The sequence below is a fragment of the Kiloniellales bacterium genome (assembly GCA_030066685.1).
In the GTDB taxonomy this organism is placed as follows: Bacteria; Pseudomonadota; Alphaproteobacteria; order Kiloniellales; family JAKSBE01; genus JAKSBE01.
In genome coordinates this window covers 17383-42299 of the sequence record JASJBF010000024.1, presented here as the reverse complement: position 1 = coordinate 42299, position 24917 = coordinate 17383, and the positions used below count along the sequence as shown (strand labels likewise).

General features: G+C 68.6%; 22 protein-coding genes. 13 read left to right on the top strand and 9 right to left on the bottom strand.

Translation table 11 applies throughout. From position 1 onward, the window contains the following. Window positions 1-54 precede the first annotated feature (54 nt). The gene (locus QNJ30_14235) at window positions 55-537 is read left to right on the top strand and encodes a tetratricopeptide repeat protein (GenBank protein ID MDJ0944620.1); all 483 of its coding nucleotides are present in this window, start codon (window positions 55-57) and stop codon (window positions 535-537) included. Window positions 538-776: 239 nt separating this feature from the next. Then, window positions 777-1304 (top strand): tetratricopeptide repeat protein, encoded by a 528-nt coding sequence (locus tag QNJ30_14230; GenBank protein ID MDJ0944619.1) that lies wholly within the window; start codon window positions 777-779, stop codon window positions 1302-1304. Window positions 1305-1349: 45 nt separating this feature from the next. On the opposite strand, the gene QNJ30_14225 is transcribed toward QNJ30_14230, so the two are convergent. Next, window positions 1350-3008, bottom strand: a complete 1659-nt coding sequence (locus QNJ30_14225) for an adenylate/guanylate cyclase domain-containing protein (GenBank protein ID MDJ0944618.1) — start codon at window positions 3006-3008, stop codon at window positions 1350-1352. A 191-nt stretch (window positions 3009-3199) separates the two neighbouring features. On the opposite strand from QNJ30_14225, the gene QNJ30_14220 reads away from it, so the two are divergent. The 9 genes from QNJ30_14220 to QNJ30_14180 all read left to right on the top strand — a co-directional run bounded on the left by QNJ30_14220 (window position 3200) and on the right by QNJ30_14180 (window position 12734). Next, the gene (locus QNJ30_14220; protein ID MDJ0944617.1) at window positions 3200-3442 is read left to right on the top strand and encodes a DUF1289 domain-containing protein; all 243 of its coding nucleotides are present in this window, start codon (window positions 3200-3202) and stop codon (window positions 3440-3442) included. Further along, the gene (locus QNJ30_14215) at window positions 3435-4400 is read left to right on the top strand and encodes a DMT family transporter (GenBank protein MDJ0944616.1); all 966 of its coding nucleotides are present in this window, start codon (window positions 3435-3437) and stop codon (window positions 4398-4400) included. The genes QNJ30_14220 and QNJ30_14215 overlap by 8 nt, the downstream gene beginning before the upstream one ends. A gap of 265 nt (window positions 4401-4665) precedes the next feature. Then, entirely contained in the window at window positions 4666-6387 is a 1722-nt protein-coding gene (locus tag QNJ30_14210) for an ABC transporter transmembrane domain-containing protein (GenBank protein ID MDJ0944615.1), read from the top strand. Next, on the top strand, window positions 6387-8564 hold the full coding sequence (locus QNJ30_14205) for an ATP-binding cassette domain-containing protein (GenBank protein MDJ0944614.1): 2178 nt from the start codon (window positions 6387-6389) through the stop codon (window positions 8562-8564). The genes QNJ30_14210 and QNJ30_14205 overlap by 1 nt, the downstream gene beginning before the upstream one ends. Further along, complete coding sequence (locus QNJ30_14200; protein ID MDJ0944613.1) at window positions 8561-9919, top strand: HlyD family type I secretion periplasmic adaptor subunit; 1359 nt, start codon at window positions 8561-8563, stop codon at window positions 9917-9919. The genes QNJ30_14205 and QNJ30_14200 overlap by 4 nt, the downstream gene beginning before the upstream one ends. 166 nt (window positions 9920-10085) lie before the next feature. Continuing rightward, a complete protein-coding gene (locus tag QNJ30_14195) occupies window positions 10086-10844 on the top strand; it encodes a MotA/TolQ/ExbB proton channel family protein (GenBank protein MDJ0944612.1) in 759 nt (252 codons plus the stop codon). Continuing rightward, on the top strand, window positions 10831-11436 hold the full coding sequence (locus tag QNJ30_14190; GenBank protein ID MDJ0944611.1) for a hypothetical protein: 606 nt from the start codon (window positions 10831-10833) through the stop codon (window positions 11434-11436). The genes QNJ30_14195 and QNJ30_14190 overlap by 14 nt, the downstream gene beginning before the upstream one ends. Further along, window positions 11436-12029, top strand: coding sequence for a hypothetical protein (locus QNJ30_14185; protein MDJ0944610.1), 594 nt, complete (start codon window positions 11436-11438; stop codon window positions 12027-12029). The genes QNJ30_14190 and QNJ30_14185 overlap by 1 nt, the downstream gene beginning before the upstream one ends. Window positions 12030-12212: 183 nt before the next feature. Continuing rightward, the gene (locus QNJ30_14180) at window positions 12213-12734 is read left to right on the top strand and encodes a TIGR02281 family clan AA aspartic protease (protein MDJ0944609.1); all 522 of its coding nucleotides are present in this window, start codon (window positions 12213-12215) and stop codon (window positions 12732-12734) included. Window positions 12735-13033: 299 nt separating this feature from the next. Here QNJ30_14180 and QNJ30_14175 read toward each other — a convergent pair whose 3' ends face one another. From QNJ30_14175 to QNJ30_14145, 7 genes are all read right to left on the bottom strand, one after another. Further along, a complete protein-coding gene (locus tag QNJ30_14175; protein MDJ0944608.1) occupies window positions 13034-13207 on the bottom strand; it encodes a Flp family type IVb pilin in 174 nt (57 codons plus the stop codon). A 145-nt stretch (window positions 13208-13352) separates the two neighbouring features. Beyond that, window positions 13353-14597, bottom strand: coding sequence for an ATP-binding protein (locus QNJ30_14170; GenBank protein MDJ0944607.1), 1245 nt, complete (start codon window positions 14595-14597; stop codon window positions 13353-13355). 213 nt (window positions 14598-14810) lie between these two features. After that, a complete protein-coding gene (locus QNJ30_14165) occupies window positions 14811-16172 on the bottom strand; it encodes a sulfotransferase (GenBank protein ID MDJ0944606.1) in 1362 nt (453 codons plus the stop codon). A gap of 1 nt (window position 16173) precedes the next feature. Then, window positions 16174-16887 carry a DUF4262 domain-containing protein gene (locus QNJ30_14160; GenBank protein MDJ0944605.1) on the bottom strand — a complete coding sequence of 238 codons (714 nt, stop codon included), beginning with the start codon at window positions 16885-16887 and terminating at the stop codon, window positions 16174-16176. Window positions 16888-16960: 73 nt separating this feature from the next. Next, entirely contained in the window at window positions 16961-17860 is a 900-nt protein-coding gene (locus QNJ30_14155; GenBank protein ID MDJ0944604.1) for a zinc finger domain-containing protein, read from the bottom strand. Between the two features lie 80 nt (window positions 17861-17940). Next, complete coding sequence (locus QNJ30_14150; GenBank protein MDJ0944603.1) at window positions 17941-18294, bottom strand: VOC family protein; 354 nt, start codon at window positions 18292-18294, stop codon at window positions 17941-17943. 301 nt (window positions 18295-18595) lie between these two features. Beyond that, entirely contained in the window at window positions 18596-20167 is a 1572-nt protein-coding gene (locus tag QNJ30_14145; protein ID MDJ0944602.1) for an alkaline phosphatase D family protein, read from the bottom strand. Between the two features lie 208 nt (window positions 20168-20375). Between QNJ30_14145 and QNJ30_14140 the strand changes: the two genes are divergently transcribed. Then, on the top strand, window positions 20376-22904 hold the full coding sequence (locus QNJ30_14140; protein MDJ0944601.1) for a response regulator: 2529 nt from the start codon (window positions 20376-20378) through the stop codon (window positions 22902-22904). 335 nt (window positions 22905-23239) lie between these two features. On the opposite strand, the gene QNJ30_14135 is transcribed toward QNJ30_14140, so the two are convergent. Next, window positions 23240-23710: a hypothetical protein gene (locus QNJ30_14135; protein ID MDJ0944600.1), complete on the bottom strand. Its 471-nt coding sequence runs from the start codon at window positions 23708-23710 to the stop codon at window positions 23240-23242. 148 nt (window positions 23711-23858) lie between these two features. On the opposite strand from QNJ30_14135, the gene QNJ30_14130 reads away from it, so the two are divergent. Continuing rightward, window positions 23859-24917 (top strand): type II secretion system protein GspK, encoded by a 1059-nt coding sequence (locus QNJ30_14130; GenBank protein ID MDJ0944599.1) that lies wholly within the window; start codon window positions 23859-23861, stop codon window positions 24915-24917.

The following is a 24917-nucleotide window of genomic DNA, read 5'->3' as shown; positions in this document are numbered from 1 at the left end:
TGCTTGGTGATGCGAGCCCGAAACCGACGCAGCAGCACATCGGAGATGGAGACCATGATCCCCCTTTCCAAGACGACCGGCGCCCTCGTTCTGGCCCTCTGCCTCGGCGTGACGCCCGCGCTGGCCGACCGCACTTTCAGCTCCCGAACGGAGAACGCGACCCCGGTCAACCCGGACTTCAGGGCGGCGGTCAGGGAGATCGACAAGAAGAACTACCAGGCGGCGATCCCGCTGCTGCAGAAGGTGGTGGCCTCGGACCCGCAGGACGCCGACGCCTACAACTATCTCGGCTACACCCACCGCCAGCTCGGCAAGATGGAGGACGCGGTCGGCTTCTACGAGAAGGCGCTGGCCATCGACCCGGAGCATCTCAGCGCCAACGAGTACCTGGGCGAGCTCTGGCTGCAAGTCGGCGACCTGGGCAAGGCGGAGCAGCGCCTGGAAGTGCTGGACGATGCCTGCTTCTTCGGCTGCGACCAGTACTACAAGCTGCGGGACGCCATCGACGCCTACAAGAAGCGGACCGGCAGCAGCTGAGGACGGCCCGGGCCGAAATCCTGGCGAGTGCCTGGCGCCGCCGTCCGACGCTTCTTGAACGCGCAGCGTGAAGCTCCGGCGCGCAGCGCTTGCGGGTTTGCCTGTCGACTTCCTCCTCCCTTCCGGTCTGAATCCTGCGCCAACCTAGACCCGGTTTTGTCACGACAAGCGATGGCTCTTGCCGGTGTTTCCTAGGGGTAGCTCGAACCCCAAGCAGCAACTCACCGGAGACGGAGACCATGACTTTCCTTGCCAAGACGACCGGTGCCCTTGTTCTCGCGCTCTGCCTCGGCGCCACGCCCGCCCTTGCCGACGGCGGTGGTGGCGGCGGTGGTGGCGGTGGCGGGGGCGGCGGCGGTGAAGGCGGCGGTGGCCGTGACGCCGACTTGTTCTTTTCCAGTCCCGAATACCGGGCCGCCGTGAAGGAGATCGACAAGAAGAACTACCAGGCGGCGATCCCGCTGCTGCAGAAGGTGGTGGCATCGGATCCCGAGGACGCCGACGCCTACAACTACCTCGGCTACACCCACCGCCAGCTCGGCAAGATGGACGAGGCGGTGCGCTTCTACCAGCAAGCCCTTTCGATCGACCCGGATCACCTCGGCGCCAACGAGTACCTGGGCGAGCTCTGGCTGCAGGTCGGCGATCTTGGCAAGGCGGAGAAGCGCCTGGAGGTCCTGGACGACGCCTGCTTCTTCGGCTGCGACCAGTACTACAAGCTGCGGGACGCCATCGACGACTACAAGAAGAAGGCCGGCAGCGGCTGACCGGAGTCGGCGCCTGGGCCGCGCGGCGTCCCGCCCGCCGGCGGTTCAGGCCGTTTCCGCCGTCCCGTCGAGGTCCAGGCGCCGGGCGTCCTTGACCGCAACGGCGGTCAGAGCGCCCTTGCGGCCGCGCAGCTCGAGGGCCTGGCGCGGGAAGCCCGGGAGCGCGAGGCCGGCCGCCCGGACGACGGGCTCCGAGACCAGGAGCTGGACCTCGAGCTCCTTGGTCAGGGCTTCCAGCCGGCTCGCGGTGTTCACGCTGTCACCGACCGCGGTCAGGGACACCGCCGGCCCGTAGCCCATCTCGCCGACGATCACCGGGCCGCTGTGGATCCCGATGCCGATCCGCAGGGGCTCCGGCAGGTCGCCGCGCAGGACCGCGTTCATCTCGGCCAGGCGCAGGGACATGCGCCGGGCGGCGTCGAGGGCCCGGCGGCTGCCGTCCGCCAAGCCGCGCTCGATGCCGAAGAGCGCCATGACCCCGTCGCCGATGAACTTGTCGAGCCGGCCGCCGGCCTCCTCGACCGCCTCGCCCATGGCGCGGAAGTACTGGTTGAGCAGGAAGACCACGTCGTAGGGCAGGCGGTTCTCGGACAGGCTGGTAAAGCCCCGGATGTCGGCGAAGAGGATGGCGATTTCGCGCTCGTCGCCCTGCAGGTAGCCGGGCCGGCTCCGCGCGGCCGTGGCATCGGCGGCCGGCGCGAGCAGCGGCACGACCTCGACGTCGGCGGTGGGCCGGGTCTGGCAGGCCAGGCGAACCTGCGGTGGCGCCTCGACCCGGGCCAGCACCCGCCGCTCCGCATCGTCCGGCGGCGGCAGCGCCTCCAAGCCCGCCGCGACCCGGACCCGGCAGGTCGAGCAGCGGCCCCGGCCACCGCAGACCGCGGCGTGGGGAATCCCCGCCGCCCGGCTCACCTCGAGGATCGAGGCGCCGGCCGCGGCCGCGATCCGGCGGCCGTTCGGATAGGTCACCTGGATCGCGCCCCGTCGTCCTTCCCAGGCGTTGCGCAGCTGGCGCGCGATCACGGTCAGGGCGAGCAGGGACAGGAAGGCCGCCAGGAACAGGCGGAAGATCCAGTCCAGCCGGTCGCGGCCGGCCGCGTCGGGCAGGGCGGCCAGCCATTGGGGATCCTCGGCCAGGCGCCGGACCTCGAGGCCCGCGACCATGAAGCCGAGCAGGCCGACCAGCGGCAGCACGATCGCCAGAGCGTAGGTGACCGGCAGCCAGCGCGGGTACCAGGACTTCAGGCGCAGCCAGAAGTGCAGCCCGATGCAGCCGTGGCCCCAGGCGATCAGCACCAGCGCGACGTGGCGCGGCACCAGCCCGGGGTCCAGCACCCAGTATACCTGGAGCACGTAGGCGTAGCTGTCCTCGGTGCCCAGGAGTTCGTGGGCGACCCGGGTGCCGAAGACGTGCTGGACGGCCAGCAGCGGGATCGCCAGGCCGAAGAGTAGCTGGACCCACTCCCAGGGCGGCATGACCAGCCGGCGCCGCTGGTAGACCGCCCAGAAGGCCAGCCCGACGTGGACCAGAAGCGCGCCGTAGAGCCAGAGCGTCGCCGGCAGGTTGCGCCAGAGCGCCAGGAAGGCCTCCCGTCCCGCCTCCATCGCCGAAAGCGAAACCAGGCCGAGGGCGTGGTTGATCAGGTGCGTCGTCAGGAAGACGAAGAGCGTGAGCCCGCTGATCAGGCGCAGACGGCGAATCATGGTCGTGCGTCCCCCAACCCGATGCCGGGCCGAAGCCCCGTGCCGTGGCAGGCCGATCCTATTGCGCGGCCGGGCGTTTGCAAACGGCGGCGTCGCGGCGGGAACCGGCACCGTCGCTCTTGCCGCTGGACGCCGCGCGGCGAGTCCCTATGATGCCGCGGCCCGAAGGGAGAGGTGGCGAGGGAGTCGGCATGACCGCGATAGAGGACGCGCGCAGCGAAAGGCGGCGCCGGCGCAGGGCGCGCCGGGCGCAGCCGGACACCTCGGTCCCCTCGCCCTGCATTGCGGTCTGCCAGCTGGACGACGCCAACGACCTTTGCATCGGCTGCTTCCGCCACGTCGACGAGATCCGTGACTGGCCGATCCTCTCCGCGGCCGAGAAGCAGGCGGTCCTGACCCGCTGCGCCGCGCGCCGGTCTGGATCGGATGCCTGACGCGCAGCCGGGCGAGGCGCCGGCAGGCCCGGGGGCGGCGAAGCCCGGCCCGGGCGACCTGCCCCCGGCCGGCTTCCTGCTGCTGGCCGCCCTGACCCTGTTCTGGGGCAGCAACTGGCCGGCCATGAAGATCGTCCTGGGCGAGCTCTCGCCCTGGGGCTTCCGCCTGCTCTGCTTGCTGCCCGCCGGCTGCGCCCTGCTGGCGATCGCGCGACTCTCCGGCCTCGGCCTCCGGGTGCCCCGGCGCGAGCGCGGGCCGCTGCTGCTCTGCGCGGTCTTCGCGATCACCGGCTGGCACATGCTGACCGCCTACGGCGTCGGCCTGATTCCGGCCGGCCGGGCGGTGATCATCGCCTTCACCATGCCGCTTTGGGCCTCCCTGATCGCCGTTCCCCTGCTCGGCGAGGCCCTGACCCGGCGCAAGGTCCTGGGCCTCGGCCTCGGGCTCGCCGGCCTGGCCAGCCTGATCGGGCCGGAGATCGCGGCCCTGGGGACCGCCCCGCTGGGATCGCTGCTGGTGCTCTGCGCCGCCTTCTCCTGGGCGCTGGGCAGCCTGCTGTTCAAGCGCTTCGCCTGGACCGCCCCGACCATCGTCCTGACCGGCTGGCAGCTGCTTGCCGGCGGCCTGCCGGTGGCCCTGGGCGCGCTCCTGCTCGACGGTGTCCCCGACCCGGGACTCCTGAGCCCCGGAGCCCAGGCCGCCCTGGTCTACACCATCGCCTTCCCGATGATCTTCTGCCACTGGGCCTGGTTCAAGCTGATCGGGTTGTTCCCGGCCGCCATCGCCGCGATCGGGACCCTGGCGATCCCGGTGGTCGGCGTCTTCGCCAGCGCGCTGCTGCTGGGCGAGGCGGTCGGGCCGGCCGAGATCCTGGCCCTGGTCCTGGTCTGCCTGGGCCTGGCCGTGGTGCTGGCGCTGCCCCTCGGCACTGGCAATGACAAGAATAAATCTCTGTAAATCGTCACAACCGTAAATCTGTTTCTGTATCTATATTTTAAATCCTTTACCTGTATTTTGCGTCTTGGAGGATAACGGATCTGCCCGACGTCCGACGGCGGGCCAAGTCGCTCCCGAGCGTGGCGATCCCCCTGCATCCCCAGGGATTCCGCCAATTAACCAAACAGCAAGTAATAATCTTTAAATCATAAGGGGTTTGTTCGGAGAAATGTCTCAGCGGACCGGGCCACCAGACCTGGCCGTGGCGTCTGCAATTGGAGCCTTCGTGTCGTCGCCGACCACCCTCCTTTCCGAGCTCGCGAAGAGCGGCCGCTGGTCACCCTCGGCCAGCGAGCTCGAGAACCTGCCGCGGCCCTCGCGCGGCGTGACGGCGGCGTCGCTGACCATCAACGTGCTCTCGCTGGCCTTGCCCGCGGTCCTGCTGCAGATCTACGACCGCATCATTCCGAACACCGCGACCGACACCCTGCTGATCCTGATGCTGGGCCTGGTCGCCGCCCTGGTGATCGACGGCGTGCTGCGGGTGGCGCGCGCCAACATCCTGGGCTGGCATGCCGCGCAGTTCGAGCAGATCGCCGGCTGCCGCGCGGTCGACCGCCTGGTGTCCTGCGACATCGGCAGCTTCGAGCGCGAGGCGCCCGGCGTCCACCTGGACCGTCTGAACGCCGTCGACACCCTGCGGGACTTTCTTTCCGGACAGGCCAAGATCCTGGTCGTCGACCTGCCCTTCGTCCTGCTCTTCCTCGGTCTGGTCGCCTTCATCGGCGGCTTTCTGGTCCTGGTGCCAATGCTGGCGCTGGTCCTGCTGGCCGGGGCCGCCCTGCTGGTCGGGCGGCAGCTGAAGCTGGCCCTGGAGACCCGGGCCACGCTGGACGACCGCCGCTACAGCTTCATCATCGAGGTGCTGACCGGTATCAACACGGTCAAGGGCCTGGCGATGGAAGCGCAGATGCAGCGCCGCTACGACCGGCTTCAGGAGAGCAGCGCGGCCAGCACCTACGACACCACCTTTTTCAGCAACCTGGCGCAAGGCCTGGGTGCCGGCTTCTCCAACCTGACCATGGTCGGCGTCGGCGCCTTGGGCGCGATCCTGGTGATCGACGGCCAGCTGAGCATCGGCGGCCTGGCCGCCTGCACCCTGCTCGCCGGGCGCTCGGTCCAGCCGCCCCTGCGCGCGCTGTCGCTCTGGACCCAGTTCCAGAACATCAGCGTCGCCCGCGAGCGCCTGCAGCAGATCTTCGACATGGATCCGGAAGCCGAGGCCGACGCGGCGCCGGCCGGCGAGATCCGCGGCGCGATCGAGCTCAGGAACCTGACCTTCGGCTATCCGGGTGCGCCGCCTCTGTTCCGCGACGTCAACCTCTCGATCGGCGCCGGCGAGGTGATCGGCGTCAGCGGCGACACCGGAAGCGGCAAGTCGACCCTGCTGATGCTGATCCTCAACGCCCTGAAGCCGACCGAGGGGGAGGTCTGCTTCGACGGCCAGGACATCCGCGATCTGGACCCGCATTCGCTGCGCGAGCAGGTCGCCTACCTGCCGCAGAGCGCGGTCCTGTTCAAGGGCACGATCATGGACAACCTGACGTCCTTCGCCGGGCCCGGGAAGATCAACCAGGCGCTGGAAGCCGCCCGCCTGCTGCGCCTCGACGAGGCGATCAACCGCCTGCCGGCCGGCTACGAGACCAAGGTCGGCGAAGGCGCCTTCGAAGCCCTGCCGACCGGCCTGCAGCAAGGCATCGCCATGGCCCGCGCCCTGGCCGGCACGCCGAAGGTGGTGCTCTTCGACGAGGCCAACTCCGGGCTCGACCGGCGCAGCGACGACACGCTCAAGACCGCGATCGCCAGCCTCAAGGGCGCGGCCACCGTCATCCTGGTGAGCCATCGTCCCTCGCTGCTCGCTCTGGCCGACCGGCAGTTCCTGCTTCAGGACAGCCGGCTCAAGCTCAAGGCCGAGCCGCAGGCGCCGCAAGAGGAGGCATCGGCCTGATGGGCGCCCTGGTCCCAGCCAGCACCGGGGGCGCCCAGAGGCAGCGCCACGATCGCCTGGAGCAGATCCTGCAGAGCGGCGAGCTGGGGGAGTTCCGGGCGATCTCGGACATCGCCGCCTGCCTCATGCCGCTGCTCTCGGCCCTGGGCTGGCACGGCAACCCGCGGCAGCTCGCGGAGGCCATGCCGCACTTCGCCGACAGCCTCGACATCGTCGACCTGCTCAACGTCCTGGCCAACCTGAACTACGTCACCCGGCCGGCCGAGCTCAGCCTCGACCACCTGGATCCTCGGCTGCTGCCCTGCCTCTTCGTGCCGGATGACGGCGCGGCCAAGGTGCTGCTCGAAGAAGCCGACGGCGGCTTCCGGGCCTTCGACGCCGCGACCGCCGAGACCGGCTTCCAGGCCGCCCTGCCGATGGCGGGCACCGCCTACTTCGTCTCGGCACGGGACTCCGACGGCGAGGCCGAGCGCCGGCCGCAGGACGACTGGTTTCGGTCGGTCGCGCAGCGCTTCCGCGGCCTGGTCCTGCAGATGCTGGGGATCACCTTCCTCAACAGCGTCCTGGCCCTCGCCGTGCCGCTGTTCATCATGACGGTCTATGACCGGGTCATCCCGAGCCGGTCGCTCTCGACCCTTGGCTTCCTGTTCTTAGGGGTCCTTCTGGCCCTGGCCATAGACGCCGCCCTGCGGTTCCTCCGGGCCCGCGTCTTGGCCTACGTCGGAGCGCGCATCGACGTGATCCTCGGCGCCGCGGCGCTGCAACAGATCCTGCACCTGCCCATCGTCATGACCGAGCGTGCCACGATCGGCGCCCAGGTCTCGCGCCTCAGGCAGTTCGAATCCGTGCGCGAGTTCTTCACCGGACCCCTGGCCGGGGTCTTCCTGGAGCTGCCCTTCCTGGTGATCTTCGTCGCCGTGATCGGCCTCATCGCCGGTCCCCTGGCCTGGATCCCGATCATCCTGACCGCGGTCTTCCTCTGCGCCGCGCTCGCCATCCTGCCCAGCATGCGCGGCGCCGTGGCGGAGTCCGGCGAGGCCCGGGCCCGGCGCCAGTCCTTCGCCATCGAGATGATCTCGAACATGCGGGCGATCAAGCAGTGCGCCCTGGAGCGGACCTGGAGCGGCCGCTACCGGGAGATCGGCGCCAAGGCCGCGCTCGCCAACTTCCGGACCAGCCGGATCTCGGTCTTCGTGCAGACCCTGTCCCAGACCCTGATGTTCGCAGCCGGCATCGCCACCGCGACCCTCGGAACCTTGCAGGTGCTGGACGGGGCGATGACCGTCGGTGCCCTGATCGCCACCATGGCCCTGGTCTGGCGGGTGCTGTCGCCGCTGCAGGTCGGCTTTCTCAGCCTGACCCGGCTGGAGCAGGTCAAGCTCGGCCTGAAGCAGATGAACCAGCTGATGCGCCTCAAGCTCGAGCGGGAGCCGGGCCGGATCGGCTCGGGCCTGCGCAGCTTCAAGGGCGAGGTCGCCTTCCGCCGGGCCAGCCTGCGCTACACCGCCGATTCCGAGCCGGCCCTCTTCGGCATCAACTTCACGGTCAAGCCCGGCGAGATGGTCGCCGTGGCTGGCGCCAACGGCGTCGGCAAGTCCTCGGTCCTCAAGCTGATCGCCGGCCTCTACCAGCCCCAGGCCGGCGCGGTGATGATCGACGGCATCGACCTGCGGCAGCTCGACGTCGGCGAGCTGCGCACCTCGATCGGCTACGTCCCGCAGACCTGCCACCTCTTCCACGGCACGATCGCCCAGAACCTGCGCCTGGCCAATCCGACCGCCAGCGACGCCGAACTGGCCCAGGCCGCCCTCGATGCCGGCCTGCTGGAGGACATCCTCTCGCTGCCCGAGGGCTTCGAGACCCGCCTGACCGACCGCCTGCAGCGCCAGCTGCCGCGCGGCCTGAAGCAGAAGATCATCCTGGCCCGGGCCTACGTCACCCAGGCCTCGATCTACCTCCTCGACGAGCCCGCCTATCACCTCGACGCCGCCGGCGACACCGCGCTGATGCGCAAGCTGCAGCAGCTGCGCGGCCGGGCGACCGTCTTCATCGTCACCCAGCGCCCCAGTCACATGCGCCTGGCCGACCGCTTGATCGTGCTCGATTCCGGCATGGTCGCCCTGGCCGGGCATCCCGAGGCTGTGCTTGCAAAGATGCAGGAGGCTGCCGCGGCATGAACGCTCCCCTGATGCTTCCGAAAAAAGACGACGACGCCAAGTCGCGGGGCCGCCAGCGCACCGTGCGCTTCCTCTCCCAGCCCCTGCTGCTCGAGGAGGCCGGACCGCCGCGCCTGCTGCGGCAGCTCCTGATCACCCTCAGCGTCCTGGTCGGCGGCTTCCTGGTCCTGGCCGGCGTCACCGAGGTCCAGGAAACCGCGGTCGGCGACGGCCAGGTCATGCCGGCCGGCTCGGTCCACGTCGTGCAGCACCTGGAGGGCGGCATCGTCTCCGACCTCCGGGTCTCCGAGGGCCAGCTGGTCGAGGCCGACGAGGTGCTCGTCCTGCTCGAACGCGCCGCCGCCGAGGGCGAGCTCGAGCAGCTCAGGGCGCGCCAGGCGGCCCTCGCGGTCCGAGCCGAGCGGCTGCGCGCCTTCGTCCTCGACAGCGCGCCGGACTTTACCTCGGGCGAGACCTTCCCGGCCCTGATCCGCGACCAGGAGGCGATCCTCGAGATGCAGCGGCGGACCCGCGACAGCCAGCGCGAGGTCCTGCTGTCCCGGATCGACCAGCGCCAGGCCGAGATCGACGCCCTGGGCGAGCAACGGGCCAGCCTCGAGGCCCAGGTCGAGATCGTCGAGGAAGAGGTCGGCATGCGCGACCAGCTGCTGAAGAAGGGCCTGGTGTCGCGCGTCGTCTACCTCGAGACCAAGCGCAACCTCAGCAAGGCCCGCGGCGACCTGGCCGCAGTCGTCGGCGAGCAGGCCCGGGCCCGCGAGGCCAAGGCCGAGGCCAGGAGCAGCCTGGCCGAGCTTGAAGCGCGCCTGCGCAACGAGGCCCTCGACGAGATGGGCACGGTCAGCGCCGAGCTGGCGCAGGTGACCGAGCTGCTGGCCAAGCTGGAGGACCGGGTGGTCCGGCTCGACATCAAGGCGCCGGTGCGGGGCCGGGTCAAAGGCCTGAACACCCGCACCCTGGGCAGCGTAATCGCGCCCGGCGAGATCCTGATGGAGATCGTGCCGATCGACGACGTCATGGTCGCCGAGGTCCGGCTCTCGCCCCGCGACGTCGGACACATCCGGGTCGACCAGAAGGCCGAGGTCAGCATCAGCACCTACGACACGGTCCGCTACGGCACGATCCCGGGCACCGTGACCCAGGTCTCGGCCTCGACCTTCCAGGACGAGAACGGCGAGCCCTACTACAAGGCGACGATCTCCCTGGACAAGAACCATGTCGGCAATCAACCCGAGCGCAACCTGATCCTGCCGGGCATGGTGGTCGACGCCCGGATCAACACCGGCGGCAAGACCCTGCTGGAGTACCTGCTGAAGCCGGTCTACCGCTCGCTGGACAACGCCTTCGACGAGCGCTGAGCCGGCCTCCGGGCCGTAAAGCCTGCGTTAACCTTAAGGACATAGACTGCGGCATTGTCCAGGGCGAAGGCGCCCGGCGGAATCGCAGGAATGCGAGACTCTCCCGACGGCAAGAGCCCGTCGCCGCCCGCCCGCCCGAGGGCTTGACGACACGAGGAGAGCGCAGATGGGACCGACCGCCCCAGCCGCTAGAGAGGCACATGGCCTGACCGCAGGCGCCGAACTCCACGGCAGCGATCAATTCGCCGGCAATCGCCAGCTGGCCTGGATCATGTCCCAGTTCCGGCCCAACGAGCAGACGCCTTTCCAGTTCCTCCTGCTGTTCCGCTTCACGCTACTGAACATCATCGCCTTCGCCCTTCTGGGCGCGGCCTGGTTCCAGGGCTTCGTCGAGATGGTGACGATGGCCGACCAGACCCGCCTTTGCGCGATCATCTTCCTCGTCTTTCTGGTCGGCCTGGTGTTCTGCGCCCTTCGGGTCTGGCAGACCAGCCGCGAGCTGAACCTGTTGCACGATTTCGATCCCCTGGTGCCCTCCAAGGCCGCCGCCTACCTGGCGCAGGTCCGCGGCCGCAGCGACGGCAGCCGCGCGATCCTCTCCGCCGCGATGCGGATCAAGCTGAGCCAGCGCATTTCGGGCATCCGGCACATCGCCGGCAGCCTGGTCCTGCTCGGCCTGGTCGGCACGGTGGTCGGCTTCATCATCGCCCTGTCCGGCGTCGATCCGGAGAAGGCCTCCGACATCGAATCGGTCTCGCCCATGGTCTCGACCCTGGTCGCGGGCATGTCGACCGCGCTCTACACCACCCTGGTCGGCGCGATCCTCAACCTCTGGCTCATGGCCAACTACCGGCTCCTGGCCGGCGGCACCGCGAAGCTGATCACCGGCTTGATCGAATTCGGTGAACACCATGCCGAATCTTGATTTCTTCGACGACGAGGAGGGCACGGACACCGTCTTCCGTGACGTGATCCTGCTCGCCCTCGCCGGCTTCGTGGCGATGGTGATTCTGCTGCTGCCGCACCTCAACCCGCCGGCCAAGGCCAAGGAGAGCATCGACAGCCCGGGCAACGTGATCGTCGAGCTGCGCTGGTCCGACAGCGTCGACGCCGACGTCGACCTCTGGGTCGAGGCGCCCGGCGACGTGCCGGTCGGCTATTCCAACAAGGGCGGCCAGATCTTCAACCTGCTGCGCGACGACCTCGGCCGCCAGGCCGACGTCACCAACCTGAACTACGAGGTCTCCTACAGCCGCGGCGTGCCGGCCGGCGAGTACACGGTCAACGTCCACATGTACCGCAACAACGAGGGCATCTTCCCGCTGCCGGTGTCGATCGTGGTCAGCATCAAGCGCAACCCCAAGGAGGCGGCGCGCCAGATCCTCAACACCCAGGTGACGCTGCGGCGCGACGGCGAGGAGCTGACCGCCTTCCGCTTCTCGCTGGACCGGGAAGGCTATCTTCTGCCCGGCAGCGTTCACGACCTGCCAAAGCCGCTGCGCGCCGCGAGGTCGTGATGAACGAGCTGCTTCCGTTCTTCGCCGGCGTCACGGTGCTGGCCGGCATCCTGGGCAGCATCGCCATCTGGACACCGCGCAAGGTCTGGCTGAAGTGCACCGCGCTCTGCACCCTGGCCTTCTTCCTGCCCGTCGCCTACTTCACCATGACCGATCTGCTGAGCCGGCCGAAGCCGGCCGATCTGGAATGGCTGCACCGCCAGGCCAAGCAGGCCCAGGTCCTCGGCACCCGCATGAAGGAAGGCGAGGCGATCTACGTCTGGCTGGAAATGGAAGGCGTGACCGAGCCCCGGGCCTACGTCCTGCCCTGGGACAAGCAGCTGGCGAAGCAGATGCACGGCGCCAAGCGCGAGGCCGAAAGCAAGGGCCAGCCCCTGATGATGGGCAAGCCCTTCCAGCCGAGCCTCGAGCAGCGCGAGAAGAAGTTCTACGCCGCGCCGCAGCCCAAGCTGCCGCCGAAGGTGCCGGCGGAGGCCGAGAGGCCCCTCGAGTTCGAGCACCAGAGCTCGCGCGAGGATCTCCAAACCCTGACCGCGCCGCCGGAGGTGAACCTGCCCGCCCTGGCGCAGCCCTCGCAGAACCGGCACCGCTGACGGCGCCGGATCCGCCGGTATCTGGCGGCACCGCATGGAACCGCGTGACCGGTCCGGGGCCTCGCGGGGCGGGCCGACAGATTCAGGAATAAATTCCTCTTCCGCCCGTTAACAGAGCCTTATACGAAGCGCGGGATACTTGAGCCTCCACTGCCGTTCGCAGCAGCACAGGGGGGAAGAGCGATGCTCTGGTGGTCCATCAGGACGGTGTTCCTGGTCGGTTTCGTGGTCTTCGGGGCCAGTTTCCTCGCGAAGCAGGACTGGAGCGGACCGGCGGCCGACAGGGCGCCGCAGACCGCGGCCGTGGCCCGCAGCGAAGCGCCCATGCAATACAGCGGCAACGAGATGAGCATCCCGGTGTCCCGGGACGGCCATTACTACCTTGACGTGATGATCGACGGCGCCGAGGTGCCCTTCCTGGTCGACACCGGTGCCAGCGGCATCTTCCTCAACCACGAGGCCGCCGACGCGATCGGCATCAACTTCGACGAACTGAACTACACGATCCGCACCAAGACCGCCAACGGCTACGGCCGGGCCGCGCCGGTCCGGCTCCGCGACCTGCGGATCGAGGAGATCTACCTGGAGGACGTCGATGCCATCGTCAACGATGCGCCGATGTCGATCTCGCTCCTGGGCATGAGCTTCCTGTCCCGCCTGGAGAGCTACGAAGTCCGCAACGGCTACCTGATCCTTCGCTGGTAGGCGCCGCGCCGCCGCGGCGCACGCCTCTCGGAGCCGCGATCCCGCGGGCGGCCGCGCGGACGGCGTATGCCCGCGGACGCCGAGGTCGGATCGCCGGCGGGAGCCGCCGAAGCTCCAGGCTCCTTAGTATCAGCGGGACGGCCGCCTCGGAGAAGCCACCCCCGGAAAGACGAAGAGACCTCGGCCGCTCAGGGCCAGGTCTCTTGCCGATCCATCGAGGCCTGTCTTGATCGCCGACGCTCCGGCCGGGCTGCTCTCCAGGGCGCAGGCCCCGCCCTGGGGAGTGTCTCCCGCGTCGATCAGGGGGTGTTTGTGCTGAGGTGCGTGGCGAAGCCCTGGAAAGCGCTGTCGACCGAGGTGCCGAGCGTCGTCAGTCCACCGACGATGGCGAGACCGATCAGGGCAGCAATAAAGGCGTATTCCATGGAGGTCGCGCCGGATTCGTCCCTGACGAAATTCTTGAGGTGCGACATGAACGCCATCCCTTCCCGATATCCAAACAGACAGACTTATGAATACTGCCCGGAATCTGTTAATAAATGTTTTCGTCACAGGTAATGTCACACAGGTATTTCTTCTATACTTATATAGTAACCAACCGTTTACCAGGAGTCGGCCTCACGACAGGCGGCGAATATTGGCGGCTTCGGTCTGGGCCGGCGCTCTCGGGCCGAGGACACGCGCGGCAGGCAGGCGCAGGGTGATCTTGGTCCCCTCCGCGAGTTCGCTCTCCAGCGCGACCCTGCCGCCGTGCAGCTCGACGATCTTTTTTGCGATGGGCAGGCCCAGGCCGGTCCCGGGGTAGCGCCGCGATCTGACGTTGTCGACCTGCTCGAAGGGCTCGAAGACCAGCTCGTGGTGCTGGCGGGCGATGCCGATGCCGCTGTCCTGGACCGAGAGCCAGAGGCCGCCGTCGGCTTCGCGACCTGCGGCCAGGGTCACGCTGCCACCCTCCGGGGTGAACTTGATGGCATTGGACAGGAGGTTGAGCAGGATCTGCTTCAGCAGCCGGACGTCGACGCAGACCCGCGGCAGATCCGACGGCACCTCATCGACGACCGTCAGCCCGGCATCCTGGGCGCGCTGTCCGATCAGCCTCAGGCAGGCCTGGACGACGTGGGCGAGCTCCGCGTCCTCCTCGCAGAGCTCCATGCGTCCCGCCTCGATCTTGGAGATGTCGAGGATGTCGTTGATCAGGCCCAGCAGATCGCCGCCGCTCTCGCGGATGCTTTCGGCGAACTGCCGGTACTCGCGGCTGCCGAGCGCGCCGTAGCGCTCCTGCAGCAGGACCTCCGAGAAGCCGATGATCGAGGTCAGCGGGGTCCGCAGCTCGTGGCTCACGTTGGCCAGGAACATGGACTTCGCGTCGTTCGCGGACCTGGCCGAGGCCGCGATGTCCTTGGCCCGGCGCAGCGCCGCCTGGGCCGACTTCAGGGCGGTGAGGTCGCGCAGAAAGGCGCAGGCGTAGCGCTGGCCGCCGGGGTCGACCAGGTTCGCGCCGATTTCGACGGGCAGGATCGTGCCGTCGCGACGCCTGTGGTTGGCCTCGAAGCGCAGCGAGCCTTGGTCGGTCAGGCTTTGCCAGCGCGCCTGCCAGCGTTCGGCGCCCAGCGTCGGATCGAGGTCGTGAATGGTCTTCGAGAGCAGTTCGTCGCGATCGTAGCCCAGGCTTTCGCAGGCACGGCGATTGGCGTAGAGCAGCCGGCCGGCGGGATCGATCCACAGAACCGCGACCGCGGCGTCCTCCAGGGCGAGCCGGGGCAGCTGAGTCGTCCGTTCCGCCGCCTTCCGCCGGGCCGCCAGGCGCTCCAGCAACACGACTGCCAGCAAGACCGACAGGACGGCGACGAGGCCCGTAGACATGGGACGGCTTCACCCGATTCTTGGACTCTTTTCGCGCCGGACCGCCCGTCGCCCGGAGGGCCGGCGGTCCCGAGCGACCAGACGGTCAAGCTAGGGTGGCAAGCCTGAAAAATCGGTTATGGAGACAATGCTAAGCGTCTGAAATTAAATAGCTAATTTGGTTTACCCCGAAGTCACTATGTGGGGTATGAGAAACTCGACTCCTGGCCGATATCACTGCCCTTTGGCGTAGGGGCCGAGGGCTTCGATCAGCGGGCCCAGGTGGTGCGCGTAGCGCCGCCACTTGCCGATCGAGGAGGCGTAGAGCGGCCGGCGCACCTGCATCCGGCTGGCCGTCAGGACCGGGCGCCGGGTCTCGAAGAAGCGCGCGCAGTCCGGATGCCAGTCCAGCCCGCAGAAGGCCAGGAGCCGGCGGCCGACGCCCTCGAGGTCGCCGACGAGGTCCTCGTAGTCGAGGTCGAAGATCTCGAGCGGCAGGACCTCGGCCCAGGCCGCCATCATCCTGCGATAGTCCCGGTAGAAGCGGCCGAGCGCGGCGAGATCGAAGCTGTACTCCTGGCCCCTGGCGAAGTTCTGGAAGAAGCAGGACAGGCAGGTGTCCAGGGCATCGCGGCGGCAGTGCACGATCCGCGCTTCGGGAAACAGCAGGGCAATCAGGCCCAGGTGGCGGAAGTTCAGCGGCGCCTTGTCTGTGACGACCGCCGCGCCGGCGGCCGGGGCCAGGCTCTCCTTGCGATAGCTCTCGGCGAAGCCCTCCAGGACCGGCCGCGGCACAGCGGGCAGGCACTCCGGATAGACCGCGTCGCCCGGGCAGCGGCCGCCGAGCGCCTCGGCGATGCGGTCGAGGTAGGGCAGCTCGCCCGCGCCGAAGACCGCGGGGTGGCTGGCCAGGACCTGCTCGGCCAGCGAGGTCCCCGAGCGCGGCATCCCGACGATGAAGACCGGGGTGGCGCGGCCCCCGCCGCCCCGCGGCCGGGTGGCCAGGAGCGCGCGATCGCAGACCGCGAGGATGCGCTCGAGGTAGGCGCCGCCGTAGGCCGGGTTGGGCCGGGCGCCCTTGGCCCGGTTGCCCTCCAGGTAGTGCCCGAAGGCGCGGTCGCAGTCGCCCAGGTCGTCGTAGACCTTGCCGGCCGCAAAGCCCAGAAAGCAGCGCGCCGACTGAGACAGCCGAGGCTTGGTCAGCAGGCGCTGCAGCGAGGCGATCAGCGGATCGCCCGGCGTGACCCGGATCGACTGCGCCAGGTTGAAGTGCGCTTCGGCGTAGTCCGGGTCCAGCGCGACGGCCCGTCGATAGCCGGCCTCGGCCTCCCCGGTCCGGCTCTGGGCGCCCAGCACGTAGGCCAGGTTGTGATGGAAGACTGCGTTGTCCGGCTGCAGCGCCAGGGCCTTGCCGATCAGCCGCTCGGCCGCGTCGAAGTTGCCGCGGCCGATCTCCACCGTGCCCAGCAGGTGCCAGGCGTCGGCGTTGCGGTCATCCTCCTTGACGAGCCGGGCGTAGACCCGAGCTGCACCAAGAAGCCGGCCGGCCTTCTGGAGGGCGATGCCCTGCTTCAGCGCCTGGCGCGCCGCCGCCACCTCACCGCAGGTCCGGCTGGATGTCGCGCAAGTCCGGATCGAAGCCGTCTTCCCAGGGGAAGCGCCCCGCCCTGTCGGGCCAGACGCAGTGCAGGACCGGGAAGTCGTCGCCGCCGTAGTACCAGCGGGCGTAGCCGAGGTAGTCCGGATAGTGCGCCGGCGCCACCGCCCGCATCGCGCAGTCGAAACCGTCGATGATCCCGGCGTGGCGCCCCTCCGCCTCGAAGACCGCGCCGGCCTTCAGGTCTTCGCCGATCGCGTTGATCATGGCGTGCATGAGCTCGGCATTGAGGCCGACGATCAGGATCTCCGGCCGCGCGAAGGCCTCGAAGAGGCCGATCGAATAGCCGAAGCCCGGCCCGTCGGCGTCCCCCGAGACCAGCATGACGTGCCAGCCGAACTCGGCGATGTTGTCCCGAATGGTGGTCTCCAGGTCGTCCTGGAGCTCCCAGGCCGCGTCGGGCGTCTCGCGCCAGGCCGACCAGTGGCGGCAGAGCTTGCCGACCAGCGGTGCCAGCGAGGCGTCGCGCGCCAGAAGGTGCTTCAGGCAGACCAGCCTGCAGCTCTCCGACGGCAGGTCGCGGTGATCCTGGCCGCAGAGGAACTGCCAATCCCCGTCGGCGTCATGGGAGACGTGGAGGATCGGCTGCCTCTCCTCGATCACGTGCGAGCAGGTGAAGACTCCGAGGTCGGGCGACGGCAGATCGTGTGGCATGGCCCGGATCCTAAGGTCGGCGGCCTGAAGCCTTGGTTAACCCTGGCGCGCGCCGGCCTCCCGGGCCGCCGGGTCACGCCTTGCGCCTGCCCTCCAGCTCTTCGATGTTGCGCGGCCAGTCGGACTTGAGCAGGCGGGAAAGCGAGCGGTCGGCCAGGATCCGGCCCTCGGTCTGGCAGCGCGGGCAGTAGTTGGTCTCGTTGCTGGCGTGGCGGATCCGCTGGACTTCCGTGCCGCAGACCGGACAGGGCTGGCCGAACTTGCCATGCACCGCCATCTCGGGCCGAAAGGCGGTGACCTTGCCGGGAAAGCCGTCGCCGGTCTCCCGGCGCAGGCGGTCGCACCACGCGTTCAGGGTCTCCCGGGCCCCGGCGAAGAGCCGCTCGACCTCGGCATCGCCGAGCTTGGCGGTCATGGCGACCGGCGAGAGCCGCGCCCGGTGCAGGATCTCGTCCGAATAGGCGTTGCCGATGCCGCTGAAGATCCGCTGGTCGGTCAGGGCGCGCTTCACGGTGTGGTTCTCCCGCCGCAGGGCGGCGGCGAAGTCGGCCAGCGTCGTCTCCAGGACCTCCAGCCCGCCGGGATGGTGCGCCAGCATGGCCGCGCGTCCCGCCTCGGCGTGGAGCGAGGCGCGCCTCTTGGACCCCGCCTCGGTCAGGATCAGGGTCCCCGTCGGGAAATCGAAGGCCGCCAGGCCGCGCTTCCCAGGGATCTCCGCGCCCGCCTCCTTCCAGTGCAGACGGCCGGCGATCATCAGGTGCAGGACCAGCCAGAGGTCGCCCTCGAAGCCCAGGGCGATGCGCTTGCCAAGGCGCAGGATCTCGACCGCCGGGCGGTCCGTGAAGGCCGCCAGCGGCGGCGCGACGCTGCGCAGCAGGAAGGGGCTGCTGCGCCGGATCCCGGCCAGGGGCTGGCCGAGCAGCCGCGGCTTCAGGGCCTCGATGTAGTCGGTGATGTCGGGCAGCTCCGGCATGGCGGGCCATCCTCCCCCGCCCGCCGTCCGCGATCAATCCTGGACCCCGTGCCGCCGTCTCCGGCTTGGCGAGGGCGCGCCTAATCCGAATGGGACAGGATGTTCAGGGTCCGGCCAAGAGGATCGCGGACGAAAAAGCGCCGAACACCCCAGGGCTCGTCGGTGAGCTCGTAGACGATCTCGTAGCCGGCGGCGATCGCCCGCCGATAGATTTCGTCCAAGTCGTCCACCTCGATGGAGAGATCAGGAACGTCCGTTCCCGAGCCGCCGTCGCTGGCGATGCTGATCTGGGGCGGTGCCGACGCCTCGGCCGCAAAGGTCAGGATCCAGCCCAGGTCCATCACGACCTGGAGGTCAAGCAGGGTCTCATAGAAGTCCCGGGCCGAGCTGGGATCCGCCGCCTTGAGGTTGGCGACAATGCGTCGAACGGTCATGAAAGGCTCTCCGGCTGGGTAGAGCATGCGTTACAGCCTGTATCTACAGCCGTGCTCGCCTGCCGTCTTGAACATTTGTTACCCGATCGGACGCCTCGACATCGACCCGGCTGCAGCCGCCCGGTCTGGTAAGGCCGTAGGCGGCTGCAGCCTTGCAAAGATGACTGCTTCCGGTGTCTAGGGCATCATCCGATCAGATGGAATCGCTCTGCGATCCATCTGATCGGATGTAATGCCGGAACTTCAAGGTATTGGCGCACTACTCCCGGCCAGACGCGAACGCGTCTGATCGGGAAGTGCGCTAAACCTTCGGCTCCAGGGTGACGCTGTAGAGGTCCTGCTCGGCGATGTCCTTGAGGGTGACGGTCATGGCCTCGCTCTCGCCGTCGATGTCGACCTGGCCGAAGAACTGCAGGCCGTCGGAGGGCGGCAGGTTCTTCTTCCCCTCGGGCGGGTGCTTAGCGAAGACCACCTGCGGGCCAAAGGTGTTGTCGACCGCGTTGGGCCCGTAGGATCCGGCGTGGATCGGCCCGGAGACGAATTCCCAGAAGGGCTCGAAGTCCTGGAACTGCGCCTTGTCCGGGTCGTAGAAATGGGCCGCGGTGTAGTGCACGTCGGCGGTGAACCAGACCGTGTTCTTGACGTCGTTGTGCTTGATGAAGCGCAGCAGGTCGGCGATCTCGTGCTCGCGGCCGAGCACCTGGCCGTCGCCGTTGGCACCGTTCTCGAAGTTCTCATCGCCGTCGCGCACCACCAGGCCGACGGGCATGTCCGAAGCGATCAGCTTCCAGGTCGCCTTGCTGGCCAGCAGCTCCCGCTTCAGCCAGGCGATCTGCTCCCGCCCCAGGAAGGCCGTCTCGGGGCCCGGCTGCGGCTGCCGGTTCCGGCCGTTGTCCGCCCGGAAGCTGCGCTTGTCGATCATGAATATGTCGAGCAGCGGCCCGTAGTGGATGACCCGGTGGATCTGCTCGGCGTCCATCCCCGTGGTGCGGATCGGCATGTACTCGAGGAAGGCGCGGTTCGCCCGCGCGGCCAGGAGGCCGACGCTCTTGACGCTGTAGCGGTCGTCGGTGAGGACCTCGTTGGGGTACCAGTTGTTCACCGTCTCATGGTCGTCCCACTGGGCCAGGACCGGCACCTCGGCATTGCAGCGCTGCACGTTGGCGTCCATCAGGTTGTACTGGTAGTTGCCGCGGAACTCGGTCATGGTCTCAGCGACCTTGGACTTTTCCTTGGTGACGACGTTCTTCCAGATCGTGCCGTCCTCCAGCTTGCGCTCGGCCTCGATGGGGCCGTCGGCGTAGATCGTGTCGCCGGAGTGGATCAGGAAGTCCGGCTGGCTGCGGCGCATCGCCTCGTAGCCCGTCATGCCGCCCCAGTCCTCGTTGATCCCCCAGCCCTGGCCGCAGGTGTCGCCGGTCCAGCAGAAGCGGAGCGACCGCTTCTGCGCCGGCGCGGTCCGGAAGCGGCCGACCAGAGGCTCGCTCTCGGCGTTGACGTCGGCCAGGTCCTGGAATCGGACCCGGTAGAATATCTCCTGGCCGGAGGGCAGGTCGCGCAGCTCCATCTTGGCGGTGAAATCGCTGGTGCTGATCGCCGCGGGGCCGCGCAGCCGCCTGGCGTCGCGGAAGGACTCCGTGGTCGCGTAGTCCACGATCATGCGCGATGGTCGGTCGGCCCGGGCCCAGATCACGCCCGAGGTCATGCCGACGTCGCCGCTCTGCAGCCCATGGGTCAGGCGCGGCCGGGCCGCGGCGAAGGACAGGCGCGGCGCCGCGACCAGCCCGGACAGGGCCAGGCCCGCACCGGCCGAAGCCTGGGTGAGAAACCGGCGACGGGAGAATAGGAAGTTAAACTTATTTCCTGCAGACATATCGGCTCGCTCCTGATCGAGTCCTCTGGAGAGCCGAGAGTTTGCGACAGGAGCGTGACAGGAAGGCCGTCCCTTCGGTGACAGGCGTTTGACGCGCCTCGGCCTGCGGGGCGACGGCAGCGGTCGGTACCTTAAGCGCAATTTAAGGCGCCTTGGTCACTATGCCCCGTCCGCCGACTCCGATGGCAGGGGCCTTCACGTGAGCAAGATGGCGCAGGAGCGGGCAGTTCTGGGCCCGGTCGATCTTCCCTTGCAGGAAAAGATCCGGCTCTTCTGCCTGGCCGAGGAGACGGCGCACATCGGCCATTGGCGCTGGACCGTCGACAGCGGCCATCTCTATTGGTCCGACGAGGTCTACCGGATCCACGGGCTCGACCCGGACGGCTTCGAGCCTTCCATCGACGGCGCCATCGCGGCCTATCATCCCGACGACCGCGAGCTGGTCCGGCGCCATCTGGAGCGCTCGCTGGCCGACAAGGAGGGCTTCGGCTTCGAGCTCCGCCTGGTGCGGCCGGACGGCGGCCTGCGCCATGTCGTGGTCCAGGGGCTCTGCGAGCTGGACGACCACGGCAAGGTCGAGGCCCTGCTCGGCGTGGTCCAGGACGTCACCGAGCGGCGCCTGGCCGAGCGGGCGCTCAGCGCCAGCGAGCAAAGGTTCCGGGACTTCGCCGACGTCGCCTCCGACTGGTTCTGGGAGATGGACGCCCAGCTGCGCATCGTCTATCTGTCCGACCGCTGGAGCGACATCACCGGGCTCGACCCGACCGGCCTGCTGGGCAAGACCCGGCGCGAGTTCATCAGCAACCCCGACACGCCCTACGTCCAGGCCCACCTCAGGCAGCTGGACGCCCGGGAGCCCTTCAAGGACTTCCGCTACGAGCACGTCGATGCCTCCGGCAGGAGCCATCACTGGCAGATCAGCGGCAAGCCGATCTACGACGATCAGGGGATTTTCAGGGGCTACCGCGGCACCGGGACCGACGTCACGGCCGAGGTCGAGCTGCGCCGCGCCGAGCGGGTGGCAAAGGAGCAGGCCGAGCTGGCCAACCGGGCGAAGTCCGACTTCCTGGCGAACATGAGCCACGAGATCCGGACGCCGCTGAACGGTGTCCTGGGCATGCTCGGCCTTCTGCTCGACACCGAGCTGGACGAGGATCAGCACCTCTTCGCTTCGGTTTCCCGGCGCTCGGGCGAGCAGCTTCTCGACCTCATCAACGACCTCCTCGACTTCTCGAAGATCGAGTCCGGCAAGGTCGAGCTCGAGATTGCCAGCTTCAATCTGATCTCCGCCGTCGACGGGGTCGCCGAGCTGCTCAGCCAGCGCGCATCGGACAAGGAGATCGACTTCGCCGTCTTCGTGTCGCCCGAGATCCCGACGCAGCTGACGGGCGACGTCGGACGCCTGCGGCAGATCCTGATGAACCTGACCGACAACGCCATAAAGTTCACCGACGCCGGCGGGGTCGCGATCGAGGTCTTGCTGGATCCGGTTTCGCGCGCCGACGGCCTCATCTGCCTGCGCTTCGACGTCACCGACAGCGGGATGGGCATACCGCCGGAGGAAATGGACAAGCTCTTCCAGCGCTTTTCCCGGATCGACGATTCCTCGACCCGGCGGCACGGCGGCTCCGGGCTGGGTCTCGCGATCAGCAAGCAGCTGGTCGAGCTGATGGGCGGCGAGATCGGCGTCGAGAGCGAGCCCGACGAAGGCAGCCGCTTCTGGTTTCGGGTCCCGCTCGGGATCGAGACCGGCGCCGTGGATCGATGCCGCTTCAAGGCCGCGCGATCGGCGCTGGAGAAGGAGCGCACGCTGATCGTCGAACCGCAGCCGGTCAGCCGCCGGATCCTCGACCTGCAGCTGGCCTCCCTCGGCGCCCGCGCCGTGGCCGTGGAGGGCGCCGCGGCGGCCCGGGAGGCCCTGGCGGCGGCGGGGGCGGCCGGTCGCCGCTTCACCTCGGCGGTGATCAGCGACGCGCTGGACGAGCAGGAGCGGCAGGACCTGGTCCGCCTGATCCAGGAGCAGAGCGGCGACCGGCCCCCCTTCCTGGTGCTCTCGGCCCACTACTCCGGCTTGGACGCCGCCGAGGCCAGGGAGCTGGGCTACGGCTGCTGCCTGATCAAGCCGGTGCGCCCGAGCAGCCTGCTCGACTGTGCCCTGCCGTCGGCCGGGACCAAGGCGGTCCGGGTGACTCCGGCCGGGCAGAACGGCGAAGGCGAGTCTGCCGGCGCCGGCGAGCCGCGCGCCCGCGTCCTGGTCGCCGAGGACAACCAGGTTAACGCCATGCTGGCCCGGACCGTCCTGGCCCAGGCCGGGCACTACGCGGACTGCGTCGGCAACGGCCGGGAGGTGCTGGAAGCTTTGGAGAGCCGTCCCTACGACATCGTGCTCATGGACATGCAGATGCCGATCATGGACGGCCTGACCACGTCGCGGCGGATCCGCGGCCTGAAGGGCGAGATCGCCCGCATCCCGATCATCGCCCTGACGGCGAACGCCATGAGCGACGACCGCGACCGCTGCCTGGACGCGGGGATGAACGACTACATCTCGAAGCCCTTCTATCCCGACGACCTGCTCCGGAAGATCCGGGCCTGGACGGCCCCCGAGGCCGCGGCGGCGAAGGACGCGGCTTGCGCCGAAGCGGCCACGGCGTCCTCGCGTGAAACGGCGCTGGGCGAGTTGCTGCGCCTGCTCGACCGGGTCGAGGCGGAACTCTATCCCGAACGGCACCTCTAGAGCACGATGATATGAGGTTGAAGCAACCTCATATCTGAATCGTGCTCTAAACTGTTGAAGTAGAGCGGGATTCAGACATGAAGCCGGATTGGCTTAATGTCATCCCGCTCTAGCCTCGAACGGCCGCCGCGACCGCCGGGCGGCTTTTCGCGGCTTTGAGCCGGGAAGTGAAATATACCACTTCTACGAGTAGGAAACCTTGCTAGGATACAGGTGGTTGCGTTTCTATCGGTGGTCACGATCCCACCGTTGTGCCGGCCGAAGTCTTGAGGTCGGCCCTCCCTGCTTCTTGTCGAGGCGGCACCGGCTAGTGCCGCCTCCCTTTTTTGCGTGGGCTAATTGATGCTGTCGGCGAAGAAACCCCAGAAGCCGCGACCCTGCGACTTGGCGATCCGTTCGATCGTCTTGTATTCGAAGGGCGCCGTCGGAAGGGCCACGGCCAGGCCGCGTTCGAGAAGGTAGGCGGCCAGATCGCTGCGCGGCTCGAAGACCTGGCCCCGGCTGGAGGTCAGGCAGACCGCGTTGAGACTGCCGTCGCGGTTCTTGCTGACGTTCTCGCAGTAGATCATGCTCTGGATCCGGAACCGCAGGGCCTTGGCCGCGCGCGAGGCACAGCGGACGGGCACCAGCGAGGAGTCGCAGGTCCTGTTGCCCTTGGGCAGATAGATCCCGAAGAGGTGCACGACGCGCCCGTTGATCTTGAGGCTGCCGTCGTCCTGGACGAGCACCCGGCTGCCCACCGCCGCTTGGGCTTCCGTCGCTGCGAGCAGGAGAGCGAGAGACAAGAGAGCGAGAGCGCTGCGCATGGCCGAATCGACTCCCAGAGCGTTTCCCCTTTCGGACTTGGGGCCTGTCGCCAAGGTAATCAACCTTGGGCCATAGCGGCGCCGGGGGCCTTTCCTGCTATAGTCTTCGGGGGACGCGGTCGTCGGATGAAGGCGGGTGTCTGGAACCATGCAGGCGAAGACGGGAAAGCCGAGGCGATGGCGCGCCAACCGGGGGATCGCCCTGGTCGCCGTGCTCTGGGTCATCGTGCTGCTCGCCGCCATGGCGATCAGCTTCGTCGGCACGATCCGGACCGAGACCAGCGTCACCCGCAACCTGGTCGACAATGCCGGCGCCCGGGCCCTGGCCGACGCCGGCGTCTATCGGGCGGTCCTGGCGCTCTACCACAGCTTCGAGGAAGTGCAGACCGGCGGCGATAGCGGGATCCTGGCGGCGCTGGACGAGGCGGCCGAGGCGACGTCCGGCGAGGCCAGCGCCGGCAACCCGGTGGCGAACGACGCCCTGCGCTTCGACGGCCGGCCCTATCTCTGGCCCTTCGAGAACGGCGTCGTGCAGATCGCGATCCAAAGCGAGGCCGGGAAGATCGACCTCAACGCCGCACGGGAAGACCTGCTTCTCGGCCTGCTGCGCGCCAACGGGGCCGAGCAGCCCGAGGTCCTGGTCGACCGGATCGCCGACTTCCGGGACCCCGACAAGGAGCGCAGGCCGCAGGGCGCCGAGGACGCCGACTACGAGGCCGCCGGCCGCAGCCAGGGCGCCAAGGACGCGCCCTTCGAGTCGGTCGCGGAACTCCAGCAGGTGATCGGGGTCAGCCGGTCGCTCTACGACCGACTTGCGCCCGCCCTGACCGTCTATTCCGAAGCGCGCGGCATCGATCCCCTGACCGCGCCCGCCGCGGCCCTGCGCGCCCTGCCCGAGATCGACCCCTCGACGATCGAGGCGCTGCTCGCCCAACGCCAGGGCGAGGACCCCGATCTGGTCGCTCTGCTCGCGGACTTCGAAGCCTACCTGGCCGGCCCCGGCAGCCTGGTCTACTCCATCTCCAGCGAGGCGCTCACGCAGACGGGCGCGCGTTTCCGGCGCGAGGCCATCGTCGCCCTGGTCCCCGGCTCGGACCGGCCGTTCCGCGTCTTCAGCTGGAAACAGGGACGCTCGCGGAGCGCCGAGGCCACCGCCGAAAGCGCGACGGAGGCAAGCCCCCCTTATACCGAGGAGCGCCGATACTGA

What these genes read in the sequence shown, in the direction of transcription:
- QNJ30_14235 (MDJ0944620.1), top strand. Translation starts at nt 55, where the DNA reads ATGATCCCCCTTTCCAAGACGACCGGCGCCCTCGTTCTGGCCCTCTGC.
- QNJ30_14230 (MDJ0944619.1), top strand. Translation starts at nt 777, where the DNA reads ATGACTTTCCTTGCCAAGACGACCGGTGCCCTTGTTCTCGCGCTCTGC.
- QNJ30_14225 (MDJ0944618.1), bottom strand. Translation starts at nt 3,008, where the DNA reads ATGATTCGCCGTCTGCGCCTGATCAGCGGGCTCACGCTCTTCGTCTTC.
- QNJ30_14220 (MDJ0944617.1), top strand. Translation starts at nt 3,200, where the DNA reads ATGACCGCGATAGAGGACGCGCGCAGCGAAAGGCGGCGCCGGCGCAGG.
- QNJ30_14215 (MDJ0944616.1), top strand. Translation starts at nt 3,435, where the DNA reads ATGCCTGACGCGCAGCCGGGCGAGGCGCCGGCAGGCCCGGGGGCGGCG.
- QNJ30_14205 (MDJ0944614.1), top strand. Translation starts at nt 6,387, where the DNA reads ATGGGCGCCCTGGTCCCAGCCAGCACCGGGGGCGCCCAGAGGCAGCGC.
- QNJ30_14200 (MDJ0944613.1), top strand. Translation starts at nt 8,561, where the DNA reads ATGAACGCTCCCCTGATGCTTCCGAAAAAAGACGACGACGCCAAGTCG.
- QNJ30_14195 (MDJ0944612.1), top strand. Translation starts at nt 10,086, where the DNA reads ATGGGACCGACCGCCCCAGCCGCTAGAGAGGCACATGGCCTGACCGCA.
- QNJ30_14190 (MDJ0944611.1), top strand. Translation starts at nt 10,831, where the DNA reads ATGCCGAATCTTGATTTCTTCGACGACGAGGAGGGCACGGACACCGTC.
- QNJ30_14185 (MDJ0944610.1), top strand. Translation starts at nt 11,436, where the DNA reads ATGAACGAGCTGCTTCCGTTCTTCGCCGGCGTCACGGTGCTGGCCGGC.
- QNJ30_14180 (MDJ0944609.1), top strand. Translation starts at nt 12,213, where the DNA reads ATGCTCTGGTGGTCCATCAGGACGGTGTTCCTGGTCGGTTTCGTGGTC.
- QNJ30_14175 (MDJ0944608.1), bottom strand. Translation starts at nt 13,207, where the DNA reads ATGTCGCACCTCAAGAATTTCGTCAGGGACGAATCCGGCGCGACCTCC.
- QNJ30_14170 (MDJ0944607.1), bottom strand. Translation starts at nt 14,597, where the DNA reads ATGTCTACGGGCCTCGTCGCCGTCCTGTCGGTCTTGCTGGCAGTCGTG.
- QNJ30_14160 (MDJ0944605.1), bottom strand. Translation starts at nt 16,887, where the DNA reads ATGCCACACGATCTGCCGTCGCCCGACCTCGGAGTCTTCACCTGCTCG.
- QNJ30_14155 (MDJ0944604.1), bottom strand. Translation starts at nt 17,860, where the DNA reads ATGCCGGAGCTGCCCGACATCACCGACTACATCGAGGCCCTGAAGCCG.
- QNJ30_14150 (MDJ0944603.1), bottom strand. Translation starts at nt 18,294, where the DNA reads ATGACCGTTCGACGCATTGTCGCCAACCTCAAGGCGGCGGATCCCAGC.
- QNJ30_14145 (MDJ0944602.1), bottom strand. Translation starts at nt 20,167, where the DNA reads ATGTCTGCAGGAAATAAGTTTAACTTCCTATTCTCCCGTCGCCGGTTT.
- QNJ30_14140 (MDJ0944601.1), top strand. Translation starts at nt 20,376, where the DNA reads ATGGCGCAGGAGCGGGCAGTTCTGGGCCCGGTCGATCTTCCCTTGCAG.
- QNJ30_14135 (MDJ0944600.1), bottom strand. Translation starts at nt 23,710, where the DNA reads ATGCGCAGCGCTCTCGCTCTCTTGTCTCTCGCTCTCCTGCTCGCAGCG.
- QNJ30_14130 (MDJ0944599.1), top strand. Translation starts at nt 23,859, where the DNA reads ATGCAGGCGAAGACGGGAAAGCCGAGGCGATGGCGCGCCAACCGGGGG.